Raw genomic sequence first — 20,673 nt, forward strand, 5'->3', positions numbered from 1 at the left:
GCATTGCTGTTCAAGGAGAAGGGCTACCACGGCACGACCATGCGCGATATCGCGCGGGCCATCAACATGCAGGCGGGCAGCCCCTTCTATCATTTCGCCAGCAAGCAGGACCTGCTGTTCGCCGGCGTGGAACAAGGACTGCTGGGATGCCTGGCCGACCTTGAGGCGATCGATCCGCAGGCAATGTCGGCACGGGATTACTTCCGCGCGCTGGCGCGCGCCCATCTTCGACGCTTGCTTGAAACGCAGGGTGGGATGGTTCCGATGGTGGTCGATGAATGGCGCTACCTGGAAGGCCCGCATCTCGAAGCCGTGCTGGCGATACGCCATCGCTTCGAGGCATTGTGGCAAGCAGCGTTCGTCCGACTCAAGGATGCCGGCCACGTCGGACGTGCCGACGCGATGGCCTGCCGCTTCTTCCTCAGCGCGTTGCATGGCACGGTGCGTTGGTACAGGCCGGACGGTCCTTTGTCACCTGATGAGATTGCAGACGAACTCGTGGCTTGTACGCTATGCGAAAACCCCGGATCCTGACCTATGTTGATGGCGACACCTCCGACTGGACCGCAGGCCGATGCGTCTATCGAACAACAGCATTGTGCTCCGTGCCACAAGACAGGCTCGCACCGTTGACCACGGTATGCCCATGCCATTGTTGAGGAGAAAGCATCATTGGTGTAAAGAGCCGCCTGCCCGCAGGAAGAGAGACCACGGAGGTAGAAATGGGCAGGCGGGGCAAAAAAGTTTTGGTCACGCTTAACGTAGAAGGCGCCAACGTCAGGCCAAGTAAGTTGATTTTTGATGTCCCGCCGACAAGTTCGGCACAAGGGAAGTGAATCAAGGGCAACGGTGGTCGGCACATGCCCTTGCAAATCAGCCTTACTCGGGCACCAGCTGTCCAGCGGACTGCGCAGTCGCATGCCGATCGCGCTGGGCATCGGCCGCATTGTCGGGCCGGATCCGGAACCAGATGGAGTACATGGCCGGCAGGAACACCAGGGTCAGGATCGTCCCGGCAAACGTCCCGCCGATGAGGGTGTAAGCGAGCGCCCCCCAGAACACCGAATGGGTCAGCGGAATGAAGGCAAGGATGGCGGCCAATGCGGTGAGAATGACGGGGCGCGCACGCTGGACGGTCGCTTCAACTACGGCTCTGAACGGATTCAGTCCTTCGTCTTTGTTGTGCTGAATCTGCCCGATCAGGATCAGCGTGTTGCGCATCAAGATTCCCGACAGGGCGATCAAGCCGACCAGCGCGTTGATGCCGAACGGCTGCCCGAACAGAATCAAGGTTGGCACCACGCCAATCAACCCCAGCGGGCTGGTCAGGAACACCATGACCATCGCCGGGATGGACCGCACCTGAAAGATGAGAATCAGCAGGGTCACCGCAAGCATGATCGGGAACAGCGGCAGCATGGCTTTCGTTGCCTTGCCCGACTCTTCGATCGATCCTGCTTGTTCAATGCGATATCCGCTTGGCAGCTTCTCAATGATCGGCTGAAGCTGCTTGCTGATGGCTGTCGACACATCAGGCGGTTGCAGCCCATCGGCAATATCGCCGCGCACCGTGATGGTCGGCATGCGGTCGCGCCGGCGGATGATGGGCTCTTCCATGCGAACGTCGATCTTTCCGACCTGCGAGAGCGGAATGCGTTGCCCGTTGGCGCCAGCCAGCGTGAAGTCGCCAATCTTGGAGGGGTCGAGCCGAACGTCTCCCGCCGAGCGCGCGGTCACCTGCACGGTGCGGATGTCCTCCCGCACGGCCGTCACCGGAATGCCGTTGAGCAGGAATTGGAGTTGTTGCGCGACGGCGCTGGAGGTCAATCCCACGGCCTGCAAGCGATCTTGCTGCAAAGTGAAGTGCAGCGTGGGTACGCGCATCCCCCAGTCGGTGTTGACGGTGCGCATCATCGGGCTGGCGTCCATGATTTGCCGGACATCGGCCGCGATACGCTGCAACGTCTGGGCATCCGGACCGGTCACGCGGTAGGCGACCGGGAACGGCGAATACGGACCGAACACGAGTTGCGTGACACGCACGCGCGCCTCGGGGGCCAGACCATCTGCAATGGCCTGGCGCAGGCGCTGCTTCAACGCGTCACGCTCTTCCTGGCTATCGGTGCGTATCACGATCTTGGCGAACGATGGATCCGGCAGTTCCGGCCCCATCGCGAGATAGAAGCGCGGCGCGCCCTGGCCAACGTAAGCTGTCACAATCCTGGCTTCCTTCTGTTTGGCGAGCCAGGCTTCCAGCTTTGCAGTGGCTGCGCTGGTCTGGTTGATCGATGTTCCATAGGGCATCTGCACCTCGACCAGCACTTCGGGTCGATCCGAAATCGGGAAGAACTGTTTCTTGACCACCGCCATGCCGAGGATTGCCAGCGCAAAGAGTCCGACTACTGAACCCGCAACCAGCCATTTGCGCGCAATCACACGCCCGAGCAGCGCCCGGAAGCGGTTGTAGCGTGGCGTGTCGTAAATCGCATCGTGGCCGCCTTCGACTTTCTTGAAGTCCGGCAGCATCTTCACCCCCAGATAAGGCGTGAACACCACCGCAACCACCCACGACGCGATCAACGCAATGCCTACGATCCAGAACATGTTGCTGGTGTATTCACCCGCGGTGGATCGGGCAAAGCCGTTGGGCATGAAACCGACGGCGGTCACCAGCGTGCCAGATAGCATGGGCGCCGCAGTGTGGCTCCACGCATAGGCCGAAGCGGCTACACGGCTGTATCCCTCTTCCATCTTCACCACCATCATTTCGATGGCGATGATGGCATCGTCCACCAGCAGGCCCAGCGCTAGTATCAAAGACCCAAGCGTAATGCGGTCAAAGTTCTTTCCTGTCGCGGCCATCACCACGAACACCACGGCGAGCGTCAGCGGAACGGCTGCGGCCACCACCAGGCCCGCGCGCCAGCCCATGCTGACGAAACTCACCAGCATGACCACCAGCAGCGCGGCGAAGAATTTGAGCATGAATTCATCGACGGCAGCGCTGATGTTGACCGCCTGGTCCGTCACCTTGGTCAAGCTCATGCCGAGCGGCATGTCAGCGTTGATGGCGCCGACCTCCTTGTCGAGCGCCTTGCCCAGGTCAAGTCCGTTCCAGCCTTCGCGCATGACGATGCCGAGCAGCAAGGCAGGCTGCCCACCATTGCGCACCATGAACGTGGCAGGGTCTTCATAGCCGCGCTTGACCGTGGCAATGTCCGACAGCTTCAGCGTGCGCCCTTGTGACACAACCGGTGTATCGCGAATCTTCTGCAGCCCGTCGAACGCACCGTCCAGGCGGATGAATACCTGCGGCCCCCTCGTCTCTACCGAACCCGCAGCCGTCAGGGCATTCTGGCTGTTGAGTGCGGCAAAGACGTCTTGCGGACTCACGCCAAGCGTCGCCAGTCGATCATGTGAAAACTCGACATAAATGTGCTCCGACTGTTCGCCGATGACGTTGACCTTCTTCACACCAGGCACGTGCAGCAAGCGCTGACGCAGCGTCTCCGCGTCACGCACAAGCACGCGTTGCGGCTCGCCCTGCGCCTTGAGCGCAAACAGGGCAAAGGTCACGTCCGCATATTCGTCATTGACCATCGGTCCGATCACGCCGGGGGGCAAATTGACCACCTCGTCGCTGACCTTCTTGCGCGCTTGATAGAACTCCTCCTGGACTTCCGACGGCGGCGTGCTGTCGAGCAAGGTCAAGGTTGTGACCGCCACGCCCGGCCTGGTGTACGTTTCCGTACGGTCGTACCAGCGCAGCTCCTGCATGCGCTTTTCAATCTTCTCGGCCACCTGGTCTTGCATTTCCTGGGCGGTCGCGCCCGGCCAAGCGGTGATGATCGTCATCACCTTGACCGTAAACGCCGGGTCTTCCGCACGGCCCAGCTTGAAGAAGGAAATGAGCCCCGCCAGAGAGATCAGGCAGATGAGGAACAGCGTGACGGCGCGCTCGCGCACGGCAAGCGCCGATAGGTTGAAACGACCTTCGCTCACCGGCGCACCTCCGCGATGGTACTGGGGCCCTGACCTGCCACACGAACTTGCTGGCCTTCACGCAGCAGTTGTGCGCCAAGCGCAACGATTCGGTCCCCTTGCTTGACTGGGCCAGTAACCTGAGCGCTTTCGTCGCCGAAGCGTGCGATGGTGACGGATCGCCACGACACCTTGGCCGGATCCCCCTGAATAACCCACACGCCCGGGCCCTTGCCTGCATCGAACACGGCACCCAGCGGCACCTGCAGATCGCCTTGCGCCGTGGCAAGCCGATCGGGAATCTGGATCGTCACCGTGGCGCCAAGCGGCGCATTGGCCAGTTCACCATCGAGCACATAGCGCGCTTCGAAGGTGCGGGTGAGCCGATCGGCGGCATCTGACAGTTGCCGCAGCGTGGCAGGTACGCCGGCGCCGTCATTACCGAAAAGCGTGGCCTGTGCGACAGACCCGATCGCGGGCCGCAGCGTTTCCGGCAACTGGACAATTGCCTCGCGACGGCCGGCATGGGCCAGCCGCACGACGGCCTGCCCGGCATTGACGACTTGGCCGGGCTCGGCCAGCGTTTCCATGACCACGCCGTCGCCATCGGCAACGAGCTCCGCGTAATGGCTGGCGTTACGCGCGACATCGGCCTGCGCTTCCGCCGCGCTCAACTGGGCTTTGGCGGCGTCCGCCGCAGCTTTGGCCTGGTCATAGGCCGAGGCTGAAATTGCTCCCGTTCCGCGCAGGTCGCGGTAGCGGGCTTCGTCTTCCGCCGTCTGTTTCGCGCGTGCCCGCGCGGCACTCACGGCTTCTTGTTGTGCCTGCGCGGCGAGCTTCAGATCGACAGGGTCGATGCGCATGAGCGGCTGCCCGCGCTTGACGGTTTGCCCCGCATCCACGAGCCGTTCCAGCACCTTGCCTGACACACGGAAGCCGAGGTCACTCTGCACCCGGGCAGCGACGACCCCCGTAAATGAGCGCGATGCGGAAGCGACTGGCTGAACGATCGTGGCGCGCACCAAAGGCGCCTCGGTGCGCGGATCGGCAGGGGCTTTCCCGCCGCAAGCGCTCAAAGCGAGCGCCAACGCACAAATAACGGTAGAGGTAACAAAGCGACGCGAAAGCATGAAAGCCCCATCGGCAAGATGATCCGGCTTTCATTCTGGTTCGTGTGACCGTTTTAGTCAATGGTCACACCAAAAAATCTATGCATCAGGGGGAAAGACTCCGAAGCACAAGGCTGGAGAGCAGCCGGGGCGCACTTTCCGTGTAGTCAAAGCTGTACTGCAAAAGCAATGGATTCATGTACGGGCGCATGACCAGGTAGATGGCCGTCGTAGCCTCATCCAACGGCGTCTTACGCTCGAAGTCTCCGGTCTCGCGGCCTTCCTGCAGCACATCGCGCAGCACCTTCTGGATGCGCTCTTCGTAGGCGATCACCGCCTGCCAGCGCTCTGTCGCCGCCGAGGCGGCGATCTCGTACAGCTTGCGGTCGTGGGAAAACAACCGAAGGCTGGCGTCAGTCAAGGCTTTGAACAAGCGCCGGAGCTTCTCTGGCGGGGAGCCCGCCTCGGCCAGGGCAGCGTTGACGTCGGCCTCGATCTCGCGAAGGCAGTTGGCGCAGATCATCTCGCCGATGGCCTGCTTGGATTCGAAGAACTTGTAAATATAGGCTTTGGAAAAACCAATGGCCTTGGCCAGATCGGAAACGGCGGTCTTCTCGTAACCGTAGCGGCTGAAGTGCTCCGTAGCGGCGGCAACGATCTGATCTCGCACGTCATGGTCGGCCGGGCCACGGGCGGGAACGGGGTAAGGGGTGGTCTTCATAGGCTCCAGCTTACGCGAGTCGCGATAGTTGAACAACGTGTGACCGTTTTGTACTATAGTCACTGCAATTCAGATGGAAGACTCCATGTTGCCAAAACGCTCTCTTGCGGCCCTCTTCGTTGCCAGCCTGGCAACCGGTTGTGCCGTCGGCCCCGACTATGTGAAGCCCGATGTGCCGGTTCCGGAACGATTCCTGGGCCAGACGGCCGTCGAGCAGCGAACTGCACATGCGGCAGCCGATCGCTACGCATGGTGGGCCGGCTTTGGCGATCCGCAACTCACGCGGTTCGTGCGTCTCGCGCTGGATCAGAACCTGGACCTTGCACAGGCCTTCGCCCGTGTCACACAAGCGCGTGCGGGCCTTGGCGCTGCCAATGCCGCGTTGCTGCCCTCCGGCAATATCTCCGGTCAGGCTGCGCGCGCGTACCAGTCTGTCGAAACCCCTTTGGGCCGCGTCTTGAATTCGAGTCCCGGCTTCGACCGCTACGGCAACGCTTTTGAGGCCGACGTCACCGCAAGCTGGGAGTTGGACGTATTCGGCGGCCTGCGCCGTGGCCGGGAAGCAGCGCTCGCCGACTACCAGGCCTCCCAGGCAGGCGCGGTCGCCACACGGCTGGCCGTGGCCGCACAGACTGCCGATATTTACATCACCATCCGCGGCTTGCAGACGCGCCTGAAGGTGGCCCGCCAGCAGGTAAAGACGCAAGAAGAATTGCTCTCCACCGTTAACCTGCTGTACGGCAAAGGACTGGCGGCCGAGCTTCAGGTCAGGCAGGCCGAAGGTGCACTCGCCCAGGTACGCGCTTCCATCCCTCAGCTTGAAACAGGTCTTGATGCGACGATGAACGCGCTGGACGTGATGCTTGGCTCGCTGCCGGGCACGCACCGGGCCGAACTGACAGAAGGCGGTGACATCCCGGCCGTTCCGCAAATTGCGATCGACGGATCGCCGGGCGAGCTGCTGAGGCGCCGCCCCGACCTCATCGTCGCCGAGCGTCGCCTGGCGGCCTCCAATGCGCGCATCGGCGTCGCCATTGCCGAGTACTACCCGAAGTTCTCGCTGGGCGGCCTGCTCGGCAGCGCCACATCCGTGGGCACCGGAAGCCTGTTTAGCAGCGGCGCCAGTCAATTTGCCGGCGTGCTGGGCCTGCGCTGGCGTCTGTTCGATTTCGGCCGCATCAATGCGCAAATCGATCAAGCCAAGGGGCAAGAGGCGGAGATGCTGGCCGCATACCGGCTCGCCGTGCTGCGCGCCACGGAGGACGTGGAAGACGCCTTCTCTGCCCTGGTCAAGCGCGAGGAGCAAACGGCCGTGCTCACACAAGGGGTGGATTCACTCGGCCGCGCGCGAAACGCTTCGTTTGCCGCCTACCAGAAAGGCGTCGTCAGCCTGATCGAAGTTCTGCAAGCCGATGAAAGCCTGTTGCGTGCATCGGACGCGCGCGCCCAGGCGCAAACGGAATCCGCGCGCGCCGCAGTCGCGGCATTCAAAGCGCTGGGCGGTGGCTGGCAGCCGGACGAATCGACCGCCGTTGCAAGCAAATAGTCGACCCGCGAAGAGGCTGCGCATCCGGCGCGGCTCATCGCAACACCGATTTCCCGCAGCGCCAATTCACCACAGAAATTAACTGTCATGTCCAATTCCATAGTTGTCGTGATTACCGGTGTGTCTTCGGGCATCGGCCGTGCCACCGCGGCGAAGTTTGCGTTGCGGGGCTGTCGGGTGTTCGGCACCGTGCGCAACCTCGCAAAAGCGCAGCCGATACCGGGCGTTGAACTGGTCGAGATGGATATCCGCGATCAAGCGTCGGTTCAGCATGGAATCCAGATCATCATCGCGCAGGCCAAGCGCATCGATGTGCTGGTCAATAGTGCCGGCGTGACGCTGCTCGGTGCAACCGAGGAAACGTCGATCGCCGAAGCGCAGGCGCTGTTCGACACCAACGTGTTCGGCATCTTGCGCACCACGCAAGTCGTATTGCCGCACATGCGCGCGCAACGTTCGGGAAGAATCATCAACATCAGCTCGGTGCTCGGCTTTCTGCCGGCGCCGTACATGGGTCTCTATTCGGCGTCCAAACACGCCGTGGAGGGGATGTCCGAGACGTTGGACCATGAGGTGCGCAAGTTCGGCATCCGTGTGGTGCTTGTGGAACCCTCATTCACCAAGACCAGCCTGGATATCAATGCGCCCCATGCGGTTTCCAAGGTATCCGCCTACGACGACGAGCGCAGCGTCGTTTCGCAGGCAATTCAAGAAAATGTCCAAAAAAGCACCGGCGCCCGACGGCATCGCCAGCACGGTCGTCGACGCCGCCTTGGGCGCGTGGAAAATGCGCCGTACACCCAAAGGCGAGGCCGCCCTGCTGAGCAAGCTGCGCCGTTTCATGCCGGCGGGCCCCGTAGACTCAAGCCTGCGCAAGACCTTTGGGCTCTCCTGACGTAGAACAAAGGAAAGTCGGGTCTTCCGCAATTTGTGTGACGACGGCGAACTCGCGTGTAGGACCTTGCCGTCGTCTCCCCCGCCCCACTACCACCACTTCTGCTTGTTGACAAACGTGGGCGAGCCCGCCAGCCTCGTCCTGGCCCGTATACCGCAGCAAAAGTGGGTCTTCCGCAATTTGTGTGACGACGGCAAACTCGCGTGGAGGACCTTGCCGTCGTCTCCCCCGCCCCACTACCACCATTCTTCTGCTTGTTGACAAACGTGGGCGAGCCCGCCAGCCTCGTCCTGGCGTACGTGCTCACCCGCCTGCGATGGCGACCGGACTAGCGGGTCCAGTAGGACAAGGCAGGCCGGTTTAGCTTGGCTTCAAGACCGGCAGCCGCAGAAGCTCGATGTTCGCGCGCCCATACATCTGGCGCTTGAGGAACTTGAGCCGGTTGACGTGACCCTCGGTCTGGCCATTGCTCCATGGCAGCTTGAAGGCCGCACGCACAGCCGGTAAGTCGGCGCGCAGGCTTTGCGCGAAACTACGCATTTCCGCAGCGTCGCAGCGCGACAGACGCCTCAATCATCGATCGAACTGCCGCGGACTTCGCCGGTGCATGAGCCCGAGAAACTCCCGCGCGAGGCTGCGGACCTCGCCCACCACGGGTTCGATCTTGCACAGCGCCCTGCACGAAGCGCGTGGTCCGCACTCCTGGGCTCCTCGACGGCGAGCTTCCTCCATCCGACAAGCCATCCGAACACGCCCCGGGCCGACGGGCACGGCATCGTGCGCACGGGTGCCTGGACAAGCGACACCTTGCCCTGCGGAAAGAGGAGGCGAATCACGCAATTCCGAACGGTGGCGCGACTGCCCGTATAGCCTTGCTGCTTGAGTTCCTGCCAGATTAGTTCAGGGAAGCGACAGCCCTGTGCGATTTGTTCCTCGATATAGCTGAGATAAGGATCTAAAAGCGTCGGACCCCGCGCCCTGGGTGCGCGCTCGGGGAATGCCCCCGCGGTGATGAAGTTGCGCACGGTTCGATGGTCGATTGAGAGCTCTTGCCCGATTCCTTTCATCGTGCCGCCCTGGGCGTGTAGCGCCATAACCCGCTCGTACAGCTCCACCCGCGAGGCGCGTCGCTGATCGCTCAGACGCTGCCATGACCACAGTGAGTTGCGGCTCAGCTCCCGCTGCCGGCCCAGGGTCACGCCACGGACCTCGACTTGCTGCGCGGCTTGGCGCAGTTGCGGGCCGAGTCGGCGCAGCAGTCTCTCGACGTTGTCGCGCAAGTTGGACAGTAGATGCCAGCGATCCGAGACCTGCGTGGCTGCCGGCAGCGCGATGTCGACCGCCTCGGAGTAGGCCCCGGCCCGGTCCCTGGCGACGATCTCGATCGAGGGGTGCGCACGCATCCACGCGGCCACCGCAGTTCCTTCCCTGCCGGCGAACACTTCGATCGGCTCACGTCGTTCCAGGTCGACGATGATCGTTCCGTACTGGTGACCGCGCGCGATCGCCCAGTCATCGATGCCGACGACCCGCGGTCGTGGTTTGCGCTTGCGCTCAGGAGCTCTTCGCAACTCCCGCAGCACGGTGTCGGCACTGGTGCGCAAGCCCAGGACGTTAGCAAGCCTGGCTGCCGCCTCACCACCGAGGGCATGGCCCAGCGCATACAACGCCCGAGCCTGCGATTGCGTACGACATTGATGCCGACCGGCCAGGGCGTGGATGCTCTCGGCAAACGTACGACGCGGGCAGCCGGCATTTGCACACTTGAAGCGACGCACCTCAACGGCGAGAACGACCCGCTGGTCGAGCATCGGACGTTCTTCCAGCCTGCGCACATAGCTGCCGTGGCGTCGGTTACTCCAACGATGGCAGGCAGGACACGGTGCCGCGCGAACCGTACTGCAGGCTTCGACAGTAATGGTCTCCCCTCGCGCGTCGCTGGAGACGAAGCGCTTACCCACGCGGGCGAGAACACGATCGATCCCACCGAGAACTTGGCTCATGGTAACGATCAACGTAAAGCCAGATCGGCCCGAAATCAAGCCCCCAACGCGGCCGTCACACAAAGTGCGGGAAACCCGGAAAGTCGTCACCGATTCCGAAGCAATGTCGTCAACTCGTGTGACAACGGCAGCGAAACCGCACGCAACATCAATGAAATCAATGACTTAATCACAGCGAAGAAAATTTGTCAGCACGGCGGGGGAGCGTTAAAAACCTTGGGGTTCAAACTCCGAGAGGCCGAGTTGCTCCAAGAACTCAACAACTTCCCTTGACCTGGGTTCCGTTGGTGGCTCATGCCTAGCGAGTCTCTCGACGAGGTCACCGTTGTTCACGGCACAACGGACCTGGGCAAACAGATGGACACCGTTCGGCGACCAGCGCATTTGTTGACGCTTGCACATGCGTTGGTTCAGCACCTGATTGACCGCAGATTCGGCCGGCGCGGTTGAGATGGGCTTGTTTTGACGATGTCGTGCTCCGTAATTGATTGTCGCCCCGCCATTCGCATCGACATATGCAACAAGCTCTCGGGCCCGGTAGTCCAACTGTGCGAGGCTGTCGGCAACGTCCGGCGTTTCAGGCACGATCACCCGCGCGCTCCGGGACGTACTCCGTCATCGGGCTATACGGGAACTCCATTGGGAGGGGTGTCCCGCACGGACAGCAAATAATCCGAGCACTGCGAAACGGCACGGTACCAAAAACTGTGTCTACCTTGCGAATCCGTCGATCTTTGAGGTCGAGGAAACGGTGACAGCGAGTGCAAAATCGTCGCAGCATGCAGACTTCTTCAGCCTGCATTGCCACCATTATCTTTTGCAGCTCGTGCAGTATGTCTTTCCCTTCAGCCAGTGACAGGCCGACTTTCGCCGGTTCAAGCTCGCGATAAGGGCGGTCAATCTTGCAGATCTCAAATGTGGACGTTTCGCCACAATCCGTGGTGACCTCAACGCGAATGGTGATTTTCATCTTGGTCTCCGGCGGACGCGATTTGCCGGAATCCTATGTGCCCTGCCTTCACGCTCCCCAACTGCACGCCCGTTGGATTGCCTACATGCTGGCCGGCCTGACACCCATGCCGTCGCCGACACAGATGGCGCAGGGGCTGGCGGCGTGCCGGGCGATGCGGCAGCGCGGGCAGCAGCCAGTGCTACATGATCTTGCGGCTTCGCTGGCCCGAGGTCGAACGCGCGCTGTTGTTCGGCCCCCTGTCGCCGGTCTCGCTCCGCTTGCAAGGCCCAGACCGCCTGAACGAAGCGGCGACCCGGACGCTGGCTGGGGCTCAGGCATTCGGGGCAATACGCGGCCCGGAGTTTACACCCGAGGAGCTGCGGTTGCGCAGCTTTACCGGCAGCCGGGAAGCCGTCGTCGCCTGAACCGCACCCTCACGTCGCCAGCCATTCCAGTCGCCCACACACGCTGTACGTCCGGGCCACGAGGGGCCCGACGCGGCGAACGCCACCTGGTTCATCTTGGAGCTCCGGGGAAGGCGGCCCGACTTCAAGGAAGAAAGCCTTCGATCACACCGGTGTTCAGCAGTTCGGGCAGCTGCGCCGCGGATCAGCCGTGCATGGCCGACAGGAACTGCTGCAATTCCGGCGTCCGTGGGTCGCCGAACACCTGCCCGGGGGTGCCGGTCTCGTGCACCTTGCCCTGGTGCATGAAGACGATGCGGTCGCTGACCTTGCGCGCAAAGTTCATCTCGTGCGTGACCATGATCAGCGTCATGCCGTCGGCGGCGAGCGACTCGACCACACTCAACACCTCTCCCACCAGCTCCGGGTCCAGCGCCGAAGTGATTTCGTCACACAGCAGCACGGCCGGGTCCATCGCCAGCGCGCGGGCGATCGCCACGCGCTGCTGCTGTCCGCCACTGAGCTGGTCGGGGTAGCAGTCGAACTTCTCGCCGAGGCCGACGCGCTGCAGCAGTGCCTGCGCGCGCCGGCGCGCATCCGCCTTCGGCACGTCCTTGACCAGCGAGGGCGCGAGCATCACGTTCTGGCCTGCGGTCAGGTGTGGGAACAAGTTGAAATTCTGGAAAATCATGCCGACGCTCTGTCGCAGCTCGCGCATCGCCTTCGCGTCGCCGTGACGCAGCACCTGGCCGTCGATCGACAGCTTGCCTTGCTGGAAAGTCTCGAGCCCGTTCAGGCAGCGCAGCAGCGTGCTCTTGCCGGAGCCGCTGCGGCCGATGATGCAGACGACCTCACGCCGGCCGATCTGCAAGTCGATGCCCTTCAGGACTTCGTTGTCGCCATACTGCTTATGCAGGCCCTCGACATCGACGAGAGCAAATGGCTGGGTGGTGGCGTGTGATGTGGACATGGATATGCAGCTTCGAGAGGCTTGCTAAGGCTTGGTAGGCGTGGGTGGGGGCTCGGTGCGAAACTTCGTCGCGGTACTGTCTGCTGATTCAGGCATGCGCCTGCCATCCGCGTTCGAGCCTGCGGCTCCAGAGCGACAGCGGGAAGCACAGTGCGAAATACAGCAACGCGACGCAGCTATAGACCAGGAAGGGCTGGAAAGTCGCATTTGAGATCATCTGCCCGGCCTTGGTCACTTCGACGAAGCCGATCACCGAAGCCAGCGCAGTACCCTTGACGACCTGCACCATAAAGCCCACCGTCGGCGCCACGGCGATGCGCGCCGCCTGCGGCAGGATCACGTAGCGCAATTGCTCGCGCAGGTTCAGCGCAAGGCTGGCCGATGCCTCCCACTGGCCGCGTGGAATCGCATCGACGCAGCCGCGCCAGATCTCAGTCAGGTAGGCACTAGCATAGAGCGTGAGACACAATGCGGCGGCGAACAGCGCCGAGGTTTCGATGCCGATCAGCGCCAGCCCGAAATAGGCCAGGAAAAGCTGCATCAGCAGCGGCGTGCCCTGGAACAGCTGGACGTACAACGCAATGCTGCGAACCGCCCCCGGCACCCTGGCAATGCGCGCCACCAGCAGCAGCAGGCCGAGGATGCCGCCGCCGACGAAAGCAATCAGCGACAGTCCGACGGTCCAGCGCAGCGCCAGAAGCAGGTTGCGAAAGATGTCCCACAGTGAAAACTCGATCATGGCCGTCTCCTGTCAGCGTCCGAACAAAAAGCGCGGCCCGATCCAGTTCAGCGCCTGGCGCACCGCGACGGCCAGCGCCAGGTACGCGACGGCAACGGCGATATAAGCTTCAAAGTTCCGGAAGGTGCGGCTGGCGATCAGGTTTGCCGCATAGGACATCTCCTCCGCGGAGATCTGGCTGCAGACCGACGAGCCCAGCATCACGATGATGATCTGGCCGACCAGTGCCGGCCAGACGCACTTGAGCGCAGGCGGCAGCACCACGCGCGTGAAGATCTGCCAGCGGTCGAGCGCCAGGCTCTGCGCGGCTTCGATCTGCCCGCGCGGCGTGGATTCGAGGCCGGCGCGGATGATCTCGCAGGCGTAGGCACCCAGGTTAAGCGTCATCGACAACACGCAGGCCACCTCGGGCGTCAGCCGCACGCCAATTGACGGTAGGCCGAAAAAGACGAAGAACAGCTGAATGATGTAAGGGGTATTGCGGATCGCCTCGACATAGCCGCCGACCATGGCGCGCACCCTCGCCGGCGCATGCAGGCGCGACCAGGCGCAGCCGACGCCGAGCACGGTGCCGGCGATTGCCGAGAATGCGGTCAGCAGAACGGTCAGGCAGAGGCCCTGCAGCAACATCGGCCATTGCGAGAGCACTGGTGCGAAATCAAAGGAAATCATACGGAAGAGCCACACAGAAGCGAAGGTGGAACCCGCGACGGCGCGCGCCGCCGCGTTCTTGGCAGGGGTCTTATTCGGGCAGCTCGCCGGTGCCGCGGCCGAGCCAGCGTTGCGCATAGTTACCTAGCGTGCCGTCGGCCTTGGCCTGGCGCAGGATCTCGTTGACCTTGGTCAACAGCGCGGTTTCGCCCTTGCGCACGCCGATAAAGTTAGGCGAGTCCTTCAGCAGCAGCTTGTATTCGGCGTCCACCTTCGGATACTTCTGGATCGCCATGGCGGCGACCGCGGCCCCGGTGGCAACCAGCTGGGTCTGCTGCGTCACGAAGGCGGCCACCGTCGAGTTGTCATCCTCGAAGCGCTGGATCTTCAGCGTGGGCGGCGCGACCTGCTGCAGCACGTCGTCCTGAATGGTGCCGCGAGTCACAGCGATGGTCTTGCCCCCGAGGTCGGCAAAATTCTTGATGCTCAGGCTCTTCGGCCCGAACACGGCCTGGTAGAACGGCGCATAGGCGATCGTGAAGTCGATCACCTTGGCACGCTCGGCGTTCTTGCCCAGCGCCGACACGATCAGGTCGATCTTCTTCGTTTGCAGATAGGGAATGCGGTTAGGCGTGCTGACCGGCACCAGGTCGGCCTTGACGCCCATCTTGTCGGCAATCATCTGCGCCACGGCCACATCCAGACCCTGCGGCTTCAGATCGGGGCCCATGAAGCCATATGGCGCGAAGTCGACCGGGATGCCGATTGCAATCGACTTCTTCGCCATCACCGCGGTCAGCGAATCGTCGGCCTGCGCAGGCGCCATGGCGACCATGGCGGCAGTGGCGAGGACCGTGGCAATGGCGGTGAACTGTCTGCGTTTCATAAAACACCCTTTCTTTAGTCGGTCGAGGAGAACGAAGGACCAATAAGCAAGAGGCATGCCACGGTCACTTGAGGCGCCGCCCCGATCCAGGAAGAGATAACACTCTCTTTAGATTCAACGGATTACGCGAGATCAGGCAAGCCACGACCGCAGTTGGCATCGTCTTTGCTTAGGGGAGACCCGAAGCGTGGAACAATCATTTCACATGCCACAAATATAGAAACTCCGGTTTCATAATTGTGCAAGGCGGCGCCAACCCGGTGCAGCCGGGACGAGACCCAGGTATCGCAATCGATCACTCCAACATGACCACTTACGACGCGCTCGAAGCGCAGATCATCCAGTGCTACGGTGAGTTCTCCGGCACCGACAAGAAGCTCGCCGACGTACTGCTCAGCCGCAAATCCGAGTTGCTCGGATACTCCGCTACCGAGCTCGCCGACCTGGCGAGCGTGTCCAAGGCGAGCGCCGCGCGCTTCTTCCGGCGGCTCGGCTATGCCGACTTCGGAGCGTTCCGGCAGGCGTTGCGCGACCAGCGCGCAAGCCAGTCTCCGCTGGCAAAGATGGATCGCGCCGCCACCCCGCGTGGCGCTCGCACTGGTGCGGCTTTACCCGCGCTCGCCGGACTGGAGGCACATGTTCAGCTCGACGCGCACCGACTGGCCGCCCTGCCGGAGCAGCTCAGTGAACGGGTACTCGACACCACCCTGCGCGAACTGGCCGATGCGCGCCGGGTCTGGGTGGTCGGCTATCGCAACAGCTTCATGCTGGCCTTCTATGCCAATGCCTTGCTGTCGCAGGTACGGCCGGAGGTCTACCTGCTCAACGAGCAGGCCGGCAAGGATGCCGAACTGATCGCAGAAATCGACAGCAAGGACGTGCTGGTCGCGGTCGATTTCCGGCGCCGCGCGCGCCGGCTCGCACCGATCGTCACGGTGGCCGCCGAGGCCGGGGCGAAGATCATCCTGCTCAGCGATGCACCGGTCTCCGCACTGACCATGCACGCCACCGCTGTGCTGCGCTGCTCGCACCATGGCGACCAGGTGTTCGACTCCTACGTAGCCGCGACCAGCCTCGTCAATTACCTCGCGACCGCGATGGCGCGGCGCGCCCACAAGCGCACGCGTGCGCGGATGGCGCGGGTCGAACGCGCGCATGACCTGCTCGACGATCTCGACCTGCAGGCGTGATCCCCGCGCATCCCGAATACAGCGCGAGTCGGCTCGCGCAATCCCCTGTCCTGTCAACACCGGAAGTCCCATGTCCACGTTACCGCAGCTCAAGCTTGATCTTTTCGTCAACCCTGCGCGCACCCGCAGCGAAGGCTATGGCAGCACGCGAGAGGCCATTCTCGGCGCGCCGGCGCTGGCCACCGCGCAACGCGCCATCTCCGCCTGGGAGGGCTACCGGCCTACGCCACTGCATGCACTGCCAGCGCTGGCCGCCGCGCTGGGCGTCAGAAAGATCCACTACAAGGACGAAGGCACGCGTTTCGGCCTCGGCAGCTTCAAGGCGCTGGGCGGCGCCTATGCGGTGGGCCGCCTGCTGGCGCGCGAAATCGGCAAGCGAATCGCCCGCGCGTTGACCCCTGCCGACCTCGCCGCGCCCGAACTGCGCGCACTGTGCGCCGATTACACGGTGACCTGCGCCACCGATGGCAACCACGGGCGTTCGGTCGCATGGGGCGCCCGGCGGTTCGGCTGCGCCTGCGTGATCTACATCCACGCCACCGTCAGCGAAGGACGCAAGGCGGCGATCGAGCAGGTCGGCGCGACCGTGGTACGGACTACGGGCAACTACGACCAAGCGGTCCAGCAGGCCGACGGCGACGCTCGCGAACGCGGCTGGCACGTGATTTCCGACACCTCGTATCCCGGATACATGGACGTCCCGCGAGATGTCATGCAGGGCTACCAGGTCATGGTGGCCGAGGCCGTCGACGCGCTGCCCGAGTGGCCAACGCACGTCTTCATCCAGGCCGGTGTGGGCGGTTTCGCCGCCGCCGTCTGCGCCTACTTCTGGGAACGCAACTCAGCGCAGCGCCCGGTATTCGTGGTGGTCGAGGCGGACGCCGCCGACTGCCTGTACCGCAGCGCGCGCGCCGGCCACGTGACGGCGGTGACCGGCACGCTCAATACGCTGATGGCGGGCCTCGCCTGCGGAGAAGTGTCACTGCTGGCCTGGGAAGTGCTAGCCCACGGCGCGGATGCCTTCTGCACCATCGATGACGGAGCGGCGGTGGCGACGATGCGCTTGCTCGCGAATCCCGACGATGGCGATCCCGCCATCGTCGCCGGCGAATCTGCGGTAGCGGGCCTGGCAGCCGCCATTGCGGCCACGCAAGATCCGCAAGCGCGTGCAGCGCTGGGCCTCGGCGCGCACAGCCACCTGCTGTTCGTTGGCAGCGAGGCCGATACCGATGCTGGGTTGTACGCGCGACTGGTCGGGCGCAGTGCGGACGCTGTGCGCGCGGGAGCGCAGGCATGACGACGAACCTCACCGCGGACAGCGGCCGCACGGGGCTCGACACCGAATTCCCGAGCATCGACGGCGCGCGGCTGCTGCGCCGGCTCGACGAACTTAATGCGCATGGCGCCATCGACGGTGGCGGCGTCTGCCGCCTGGCGCTGACCGACGCAGACCGCGCGGGGCGCGACTGGACCGTCGCGCAAATGCGCGCACTCGGCATGGAGGTCACCATCGATGCCATCGGCAATGGCGTCGCGATCCTTGCCGGCCATGAAAACCTGCCGCCGGTGATGGTCGGCTCGCACATCGATACGGTGCGCACTGGCGGCAGCTACGACGGCAACTATGGCGTGATGGCTGGACTGGAAGTGGTCGCCGCGCTGCGCGATGCCGGCGTGCGGCTGCGCCGCCCGCTGGCGATCGCCTTCTTTACCAACGAGGAAGGCGCCCGCTTCCAGCCGGACATGATGGGCTCGCTGGTATACGTGGGTGGCATGTCGCTCGACGAAGCGCTCGCGGCCGGCGGCATCGACGGCAGCACGGTCGGCGCGGAACTGGAGCGCATCGGCTATCGCGGCGATGCACCGATCGGCCGGCCCGAGGTTGACAGCTTTGTCGAGCTGCATATCGAACAAGGCCCCGTGCTGGACCGCATGGGCGTGGAGATCGGCGTGGTTGAAGGCGTGCAGGGCATCAGCTGGACCGAATTCGTGCTCGAAGGCGTGTCCAACCATGCCGGCACCACGCCGATGGCCCTGCGGCACGACGCTGGCTACTGCGCCGCACGCATCGCCACCTTCGTGCATGACCTGGCGCTGCGCTACGGCGGACGCCAGATCGGCACGGTCGGCGCGATTCGCTTCGAGCCGAACCTCGTCAACGTGATTCCGAACCGCGCGACCTTTACCGTCGACTTGCGCAACACCGACGGCACGGCGCTCTCGCAGGCGGAGGCCGAGGTGCTCGCCTTCTCGCACCAGACCTGCGCGACGGAAGGTGTCGCGCTGCGCCAGCGTTCGCTGGCGCGCTTCGAACCGGTGGCGTTCGACCCGCTGGTGACCGGCCTGGTGCAGCGGCACAGCGATGCGCTCGGCCTGTCGACCCTGCGGATGCCGAGCGGAGCGGGCCACGACGCACAGATGCTGGCGCGCGTCTGCCCTGCCGGCATGATCTTCGTTCCCAGCGTCGGCGGACTCAGCCACAACGTGCGCGAGTTCACCGAGCCGGCCGACCTGGTGCGGGGCGCGCAGCTGCTGATGCGCGTGGTCGTCAGCCTGGCCAACCGTCCCTGAACGACTCCGGCGCAGCCCGCCCGATCCAACACCCTTTCTTCCCCGAATTTCAGGAGTCAATCGTGACCCGTTTCATACATGTCGCACTGGGCCAGCTGGGCCCGATCGCACGCGCCGATACACGCGTGCAGGTGGTCGCCCGGCTGTGCGAAATGATGCGCGAAGCCCATGCCTGCGGCGCGCACCTGATCGTCTACCCTGAACTGGCGCTGACCACGTTCTTCCCGCGCTGGTATATGGACAGCGATTGGGAAATCAACAGCTTCTTTGAACGCGAGATGCCGAGTGCCGACACGCTGCCGCTGTTCGCGCTGTCGCACGAGCTCGGGGTGGGCTTCTATCTCGGCTATGCGGAACTGGCCAGCGAGAACGAGCGCCAGGTTCGCTACAACACCTCGATCCTGGTTGACCGCAGCGGCACCATCGTCGGCAAATACCGCAAGGTGCATCTGCCCGGCCACTACGAGCACGAACCATGGCGCCGCTTCCAGCATCTGGAGAAGCGTTACTTCACGCCCGGTGACCACTTTGGCGTCACCGAGGCCTTCGGTGGCAAGATCGGCATGGCCATCTGCAACGACCGGCGCTGGGCCGAGACCTATCGCGTGATGGGCCTGCAAGGGGTGGAGATGGTGCTGATCGGGTACAACACGCCGGTGCACAACGCGCCGGCACCTGCGCACGACGACCTGTCGCTGTTCCACAACCAGCTTTCGATGCAGGCGGGCGCCTACCAGAACGGCACCTGGGTGGTCGGCGTGGCAAAGGCTGGGATCGAGGAAGGTGTCGACAGCATCGGCGGCAGCTGCATCATCGCGCCATCCGGCGAAGTGGTCGCGAGCTGCATCACCAAGGGCGACGAAGTGGCAATCGCACGTTGCGACCTGGACTTCTGCGCGCTATACAAGCGCACCACCTTCAACTTCGACCTGCACCGGCAGCCGCACGCCTACGGCATGATCGTCGAGCGCAAGGGCGAAACACTGCGCGCCGATGGATCGCCGCTTGGCGCAAAGTGAACACGTCCACCGAGGTTGCTAAGAGACCGTTTCAAGTGCGACACGAGTCGCCGTCCGCCGGACGTTACCCGGCAAGTAATGGATGGCAAAGCTCCTCTCTGTCTTGTCACATTCAACAACCGAAACATAGGAGGTTGAACTTTGACCCGCTGTACGACCAGCGGTTGCCTACCTGGACAGGCGTAATGGGTAACCATTGGGTCTGAAGCTCCAGGGACAATGTACTTGTCGAAAGACGACTCACCTCGGCGACGAGGCAGGAGTCGACGCTGCCAGCAGCCGTGCGGCGTGGAGGCTAGGCAAATTCCGTATGCACAACATAAGTGAACTGTCGGTGGAACCCTCGTTAGTCTCAGAGAGCCAAAGCTGCTGAAAGGCTCTGACCAAAATGGTAAATGGCCGGTTGCATCCTTTTGAAATGGGTGTACGTCGTCGTGGTGCCATCGGGGAATAGGCAGGTGCTAAACGGACAGGCCCGGGAACATTCGGGTCGGCAGGGATGGGAACGTGGTAAGCCCGATTTTCCGCCACAGATTCAGACCATCGAATCCATGGCAGGCGCTCCGCGAGGGAAGCTGTTGGGGAAGCGGGTAAGAGAACGCGGAGAAAGCGAATGGCAGGCTGTAATGGTCCGCATAGGGGTTCGAACTTTGCCCTAGCCCGAAAGGGCGCAGACTTCCGCGAGGTGTGGCTGTCGCAGGCCAGCATTTGAGGTTCGACGTAGGGAAGCTTGGAAGAGGCTGCTTGGCTGCAGCTCAGCGCCCTCGTCTCAGCAATGGGATGGACCAACGATATGACGTTTGCGAAGGACTTGTGATGTTCAGCAAGACCGGTATCCCCCTGGCGATACTTTAGCCATGCCTGAGCTGTATGCGGGGAAACTCGCACGTACAGTTCTTTGGGGAGGGAGCAGCGGTGACGCTGCTCTCTTACCCGCTAAAGACTGCTCCGTACGTCTGAAGATGTTCCAGCAGACGAGGGAGCAACCGAGTTTGAGGAATGCTTCGTGAATGTCGGCCCGACGCTCAAAGCGAAT

Annotated in this window: 14 protein-coding genes and 4 pseudogenes; 8 read left to right on the forward strand and 10 right to left on the reverse strand. The window is 63.1% G+C overall.

Annotated elements, in window-relative coordinates; genetic code table 11:
- Positions 1-3 precede the first annotated feature (3 nt).
- Positions 4-534 carry a TetR/AcrR family transcriptional regulator gene (locus RM96_RS23685; RefSeq protein ID WP_238587388.1) on the forward strand — a complete coding sequence of 177 codons (531 nt, stop codon included), beginning with the start codon at positions 4-6 and terminating at the stop codon, positions 532-534.
- A gap of 345 nt (positions 535-879) precedes the next feature.
- Here RM96_RS23685 and RM96_RS23690 read toward each other — a convergent pair whose 3' ends face one another.
- The 3 genes from RM96_RS23690 to RM96_RS23700 all read right to left on the reverse strand — a co-directional run bounded on the left by RM96_RS23690 (position 880) and on the right by RM96_RS23700 (position 5,811).
- The gene (locus tag RM96_RS23690) at positions 880-4,002 is read right to left on the reverse strand and encodes an efflux RND transporter permease subunit (protein WP_039014146.1); all 3,123 of its coding nucleotides are present in this window, start codon (positions 4,000-4,002) and stop codon (positions 880-882) included.
- Positions 3,999-5,111, reverse strand: coding sequence for an efflux RND transporter periplasmic adaptor subunit (locus RM96_RS23695; protein WP_039014148.1), 1,113 nt, complete (start codon positions 5,109-5,111; stop codon positions 3,999-4,001). The genes RM96_RS23690 and RM96_RS23695 overlap by 4 nt, the downstream gene beginning before the upstream one ends.
- 85 nt (positions 5,112-5,196) lie before the next feature.
- Positions 5,197-5,811: a TetR/AcrR family transcriptional regulator gene (locus tag RM96_RS23700; RefSeq protein WP_039014150.1), complete on the reverse strand. Its 615-nt coding sequence runs from the start codon at positions 5,809-5,811 to the stop codon at positions 5,197-5,199.
- Between the two features lie 85 nt (positions 5,812-5,896).
- On the opposite strand from RM96_RS23700, the gene RM96_RS23705 reads away from it, so the two are divergent.
- Positions 5,897-7,357, forward strand: coding sequence for an efflux transporter outer membrane subunit (locus RM96_RS23705; protein WP_039014164.1), 1,461 nt, complete (start codon positions 5,897-5,899; stop codon positions 7,355-7,357).
- A gap of 87 nt (positions 7,358-7,444) precedes the next feature.
- Positions 7,445-8,252: pseudogene (locus tag RM96_RS23710) on the forward strand (oxidoreductase).
- Positions 8,253-8,612: 360 nt separating this feature from the next.
- Here RM96_RS23710 and RM96_RS38875 read toward each other — a convergent pair.
- Positions 8,613-10,255 (reverse strand): annotated as a pseudogene (locus RM96_RS38875) (ISL3 family transposase).
- Between the two features lie 200 nt (positions 10,256-10,455).
- Positions 10,456-11,225 (reverse strand): annotated as a pseudogene (locus RM96_RS37580) (ISKra4-like element ISBte2 family transposase); the annotation flags it as partial.
- Positions 11,226-11,410: 185 nt separating this feature from the next.
- Here RM96_RS37580 and RM96_RS23730 point away from each other — a divergent pair.
- Complete coding sequence (locus RM96_RS23730) at positions 11,411-11,632, forward strand: hypothetical protein (protein ID WP_039014152.1); 222 nt, start codon at positions 11,411-11,413, stop codon at positions 11,630-11,632.
- Between the two features lie 184 nt (positions 11,633-11,816).
- Here the strand turns inward: RM96_RS23730 and RM96_RS23735 are convergent, their stop codons facing one another.
- From RM96_RS23735 to RM96_RS23750, 4 genes are all read right to left on the reverse strand, one after another.
- Positions 11,817-12,581, reverse strand: coding sequence for an amino acid ABC transporter ATP-binding protein (locus RM96_RS23735; protein WP_039014154.1), 765 nt, complete (start codon positions 12,579-12,581; stop codon positions 11,817-11,819).
- Positions 12,582-12,669: 88 nt separating this feature from the next.
- Positions 12,670-13,320: an amino acid ABC transporter permease gene (locus tag RM96_RS23740; protein ID WP_039014155.1), complete on the reverse strand. Its 651-nt coding sequence runs from the start codon at positions 13,318-13,320 to the stop codon at positions 12,670-12,672.
- A 12-nt stretch (positions 13,321-13,332) separates the two neighbouring features.
- Complete coding sequence (locus tag RM96_RS23745; RefSeq protein WP_039014166.1) at positions 13,333-13,992, reverse strand: amino acid ABC transporter permease; 660 nt, start codon at positions 13,990-13,992, stop codon at positions 13,333-13,335.
- Between the two features lie 70 nt (positions 13,993-14,062).
- The gene (locus RM96_RS23750; RefSeq protein ID WP_039014156.1) at positions 14,063-14,857 is read right to left on the reverse strand and encodes a transporter substrate-binding domain-containing protein; all 795 of its coding nucleotides are present in this window, start codon (positions 14,855-14,857) and stop codon (positions 14,063-14,065) included.
- Between the two features lie 305 nt (positions 14,858-15,162).
- Between RM96_RS23750 and RM96_RS23755 the strand changes: the two genes are divergently transcribed.
- The 4 genes from RM96_RS23755 to RM96_RS23770 all read left to right on the forward strand — a co-directional run bounded on the left by RM96_RS23755 (position 15,163) and on the right by RM96_RS23770 (position 19,637).
- On the forward strand, positions 15,163-16,047 hold the full coding sequence (locus RM96_RS23755; RefSeq protein WP_039014158.1) for a MurR/RpiR family transcriptional regulator: 885 nt from the start codon (positions 15,163-15,165) through the stop codon (positions 16,045-16,047).
- 70 nt (positions 16,048-16,117) lie between these two features.
- Positions 16,118-17,344, forward strand: coding sequence for a diaminopropionate ammonia-lyase (locus RM96_RS23760; protein ID WP_039014159.1), 1,227 nt, complete (start codon positions 16,118-16,120; stop codon positions 17,342-17,344).
- Positions 17,341-18,618, forward strand: a complete 1,278-nt coding sequence (locus RM96_RS23765) for a Zn-dependent hydrolase (RefSeq protein ID WP_052279705.1) — start codon at positions 17,341-17,343, stop codon at positions 18,616-18,618. Before RM96_RS23760 ends, RM96_RS23765 begins: the two co-directional genes overlap by 4 nt.
- Before the next feature lie 62 nt (positions 18,619-18,680).
- Positions 18,681-19,637, forward strand: a complete 957-nt coding sequence (locus tag RM96_RS23770; RefSeq protein WP_039014160.1) for an N-carbamoyl-D-amino-acid hydrolase — start codon at positions 18,681-18,683, stop codon at positions 19,635-19,637.
- A 940-nt stretch (positions 19,638-20,577) separates the two neighbouring features.
- On the opposite strand, the pseudogene RM96_RS37585 reads toward RM96_RS23770, so the two are convergent.
- A pseudogene (locus RM96_RS37585) lies at positions 20,578-20,673 on the reverse strand (IS5/IS1182 family transposase); the annotation flags it as partial.

The organism is Cupriavidus sp. IDO (assembly GCF_000812465.1).
Classification (GTDB): domain Bacteria; phylum Pseudomonadota; class Gammaproteobacteria; order Burkholderiales; family Burkholderiaceae; genus Cupriavidus.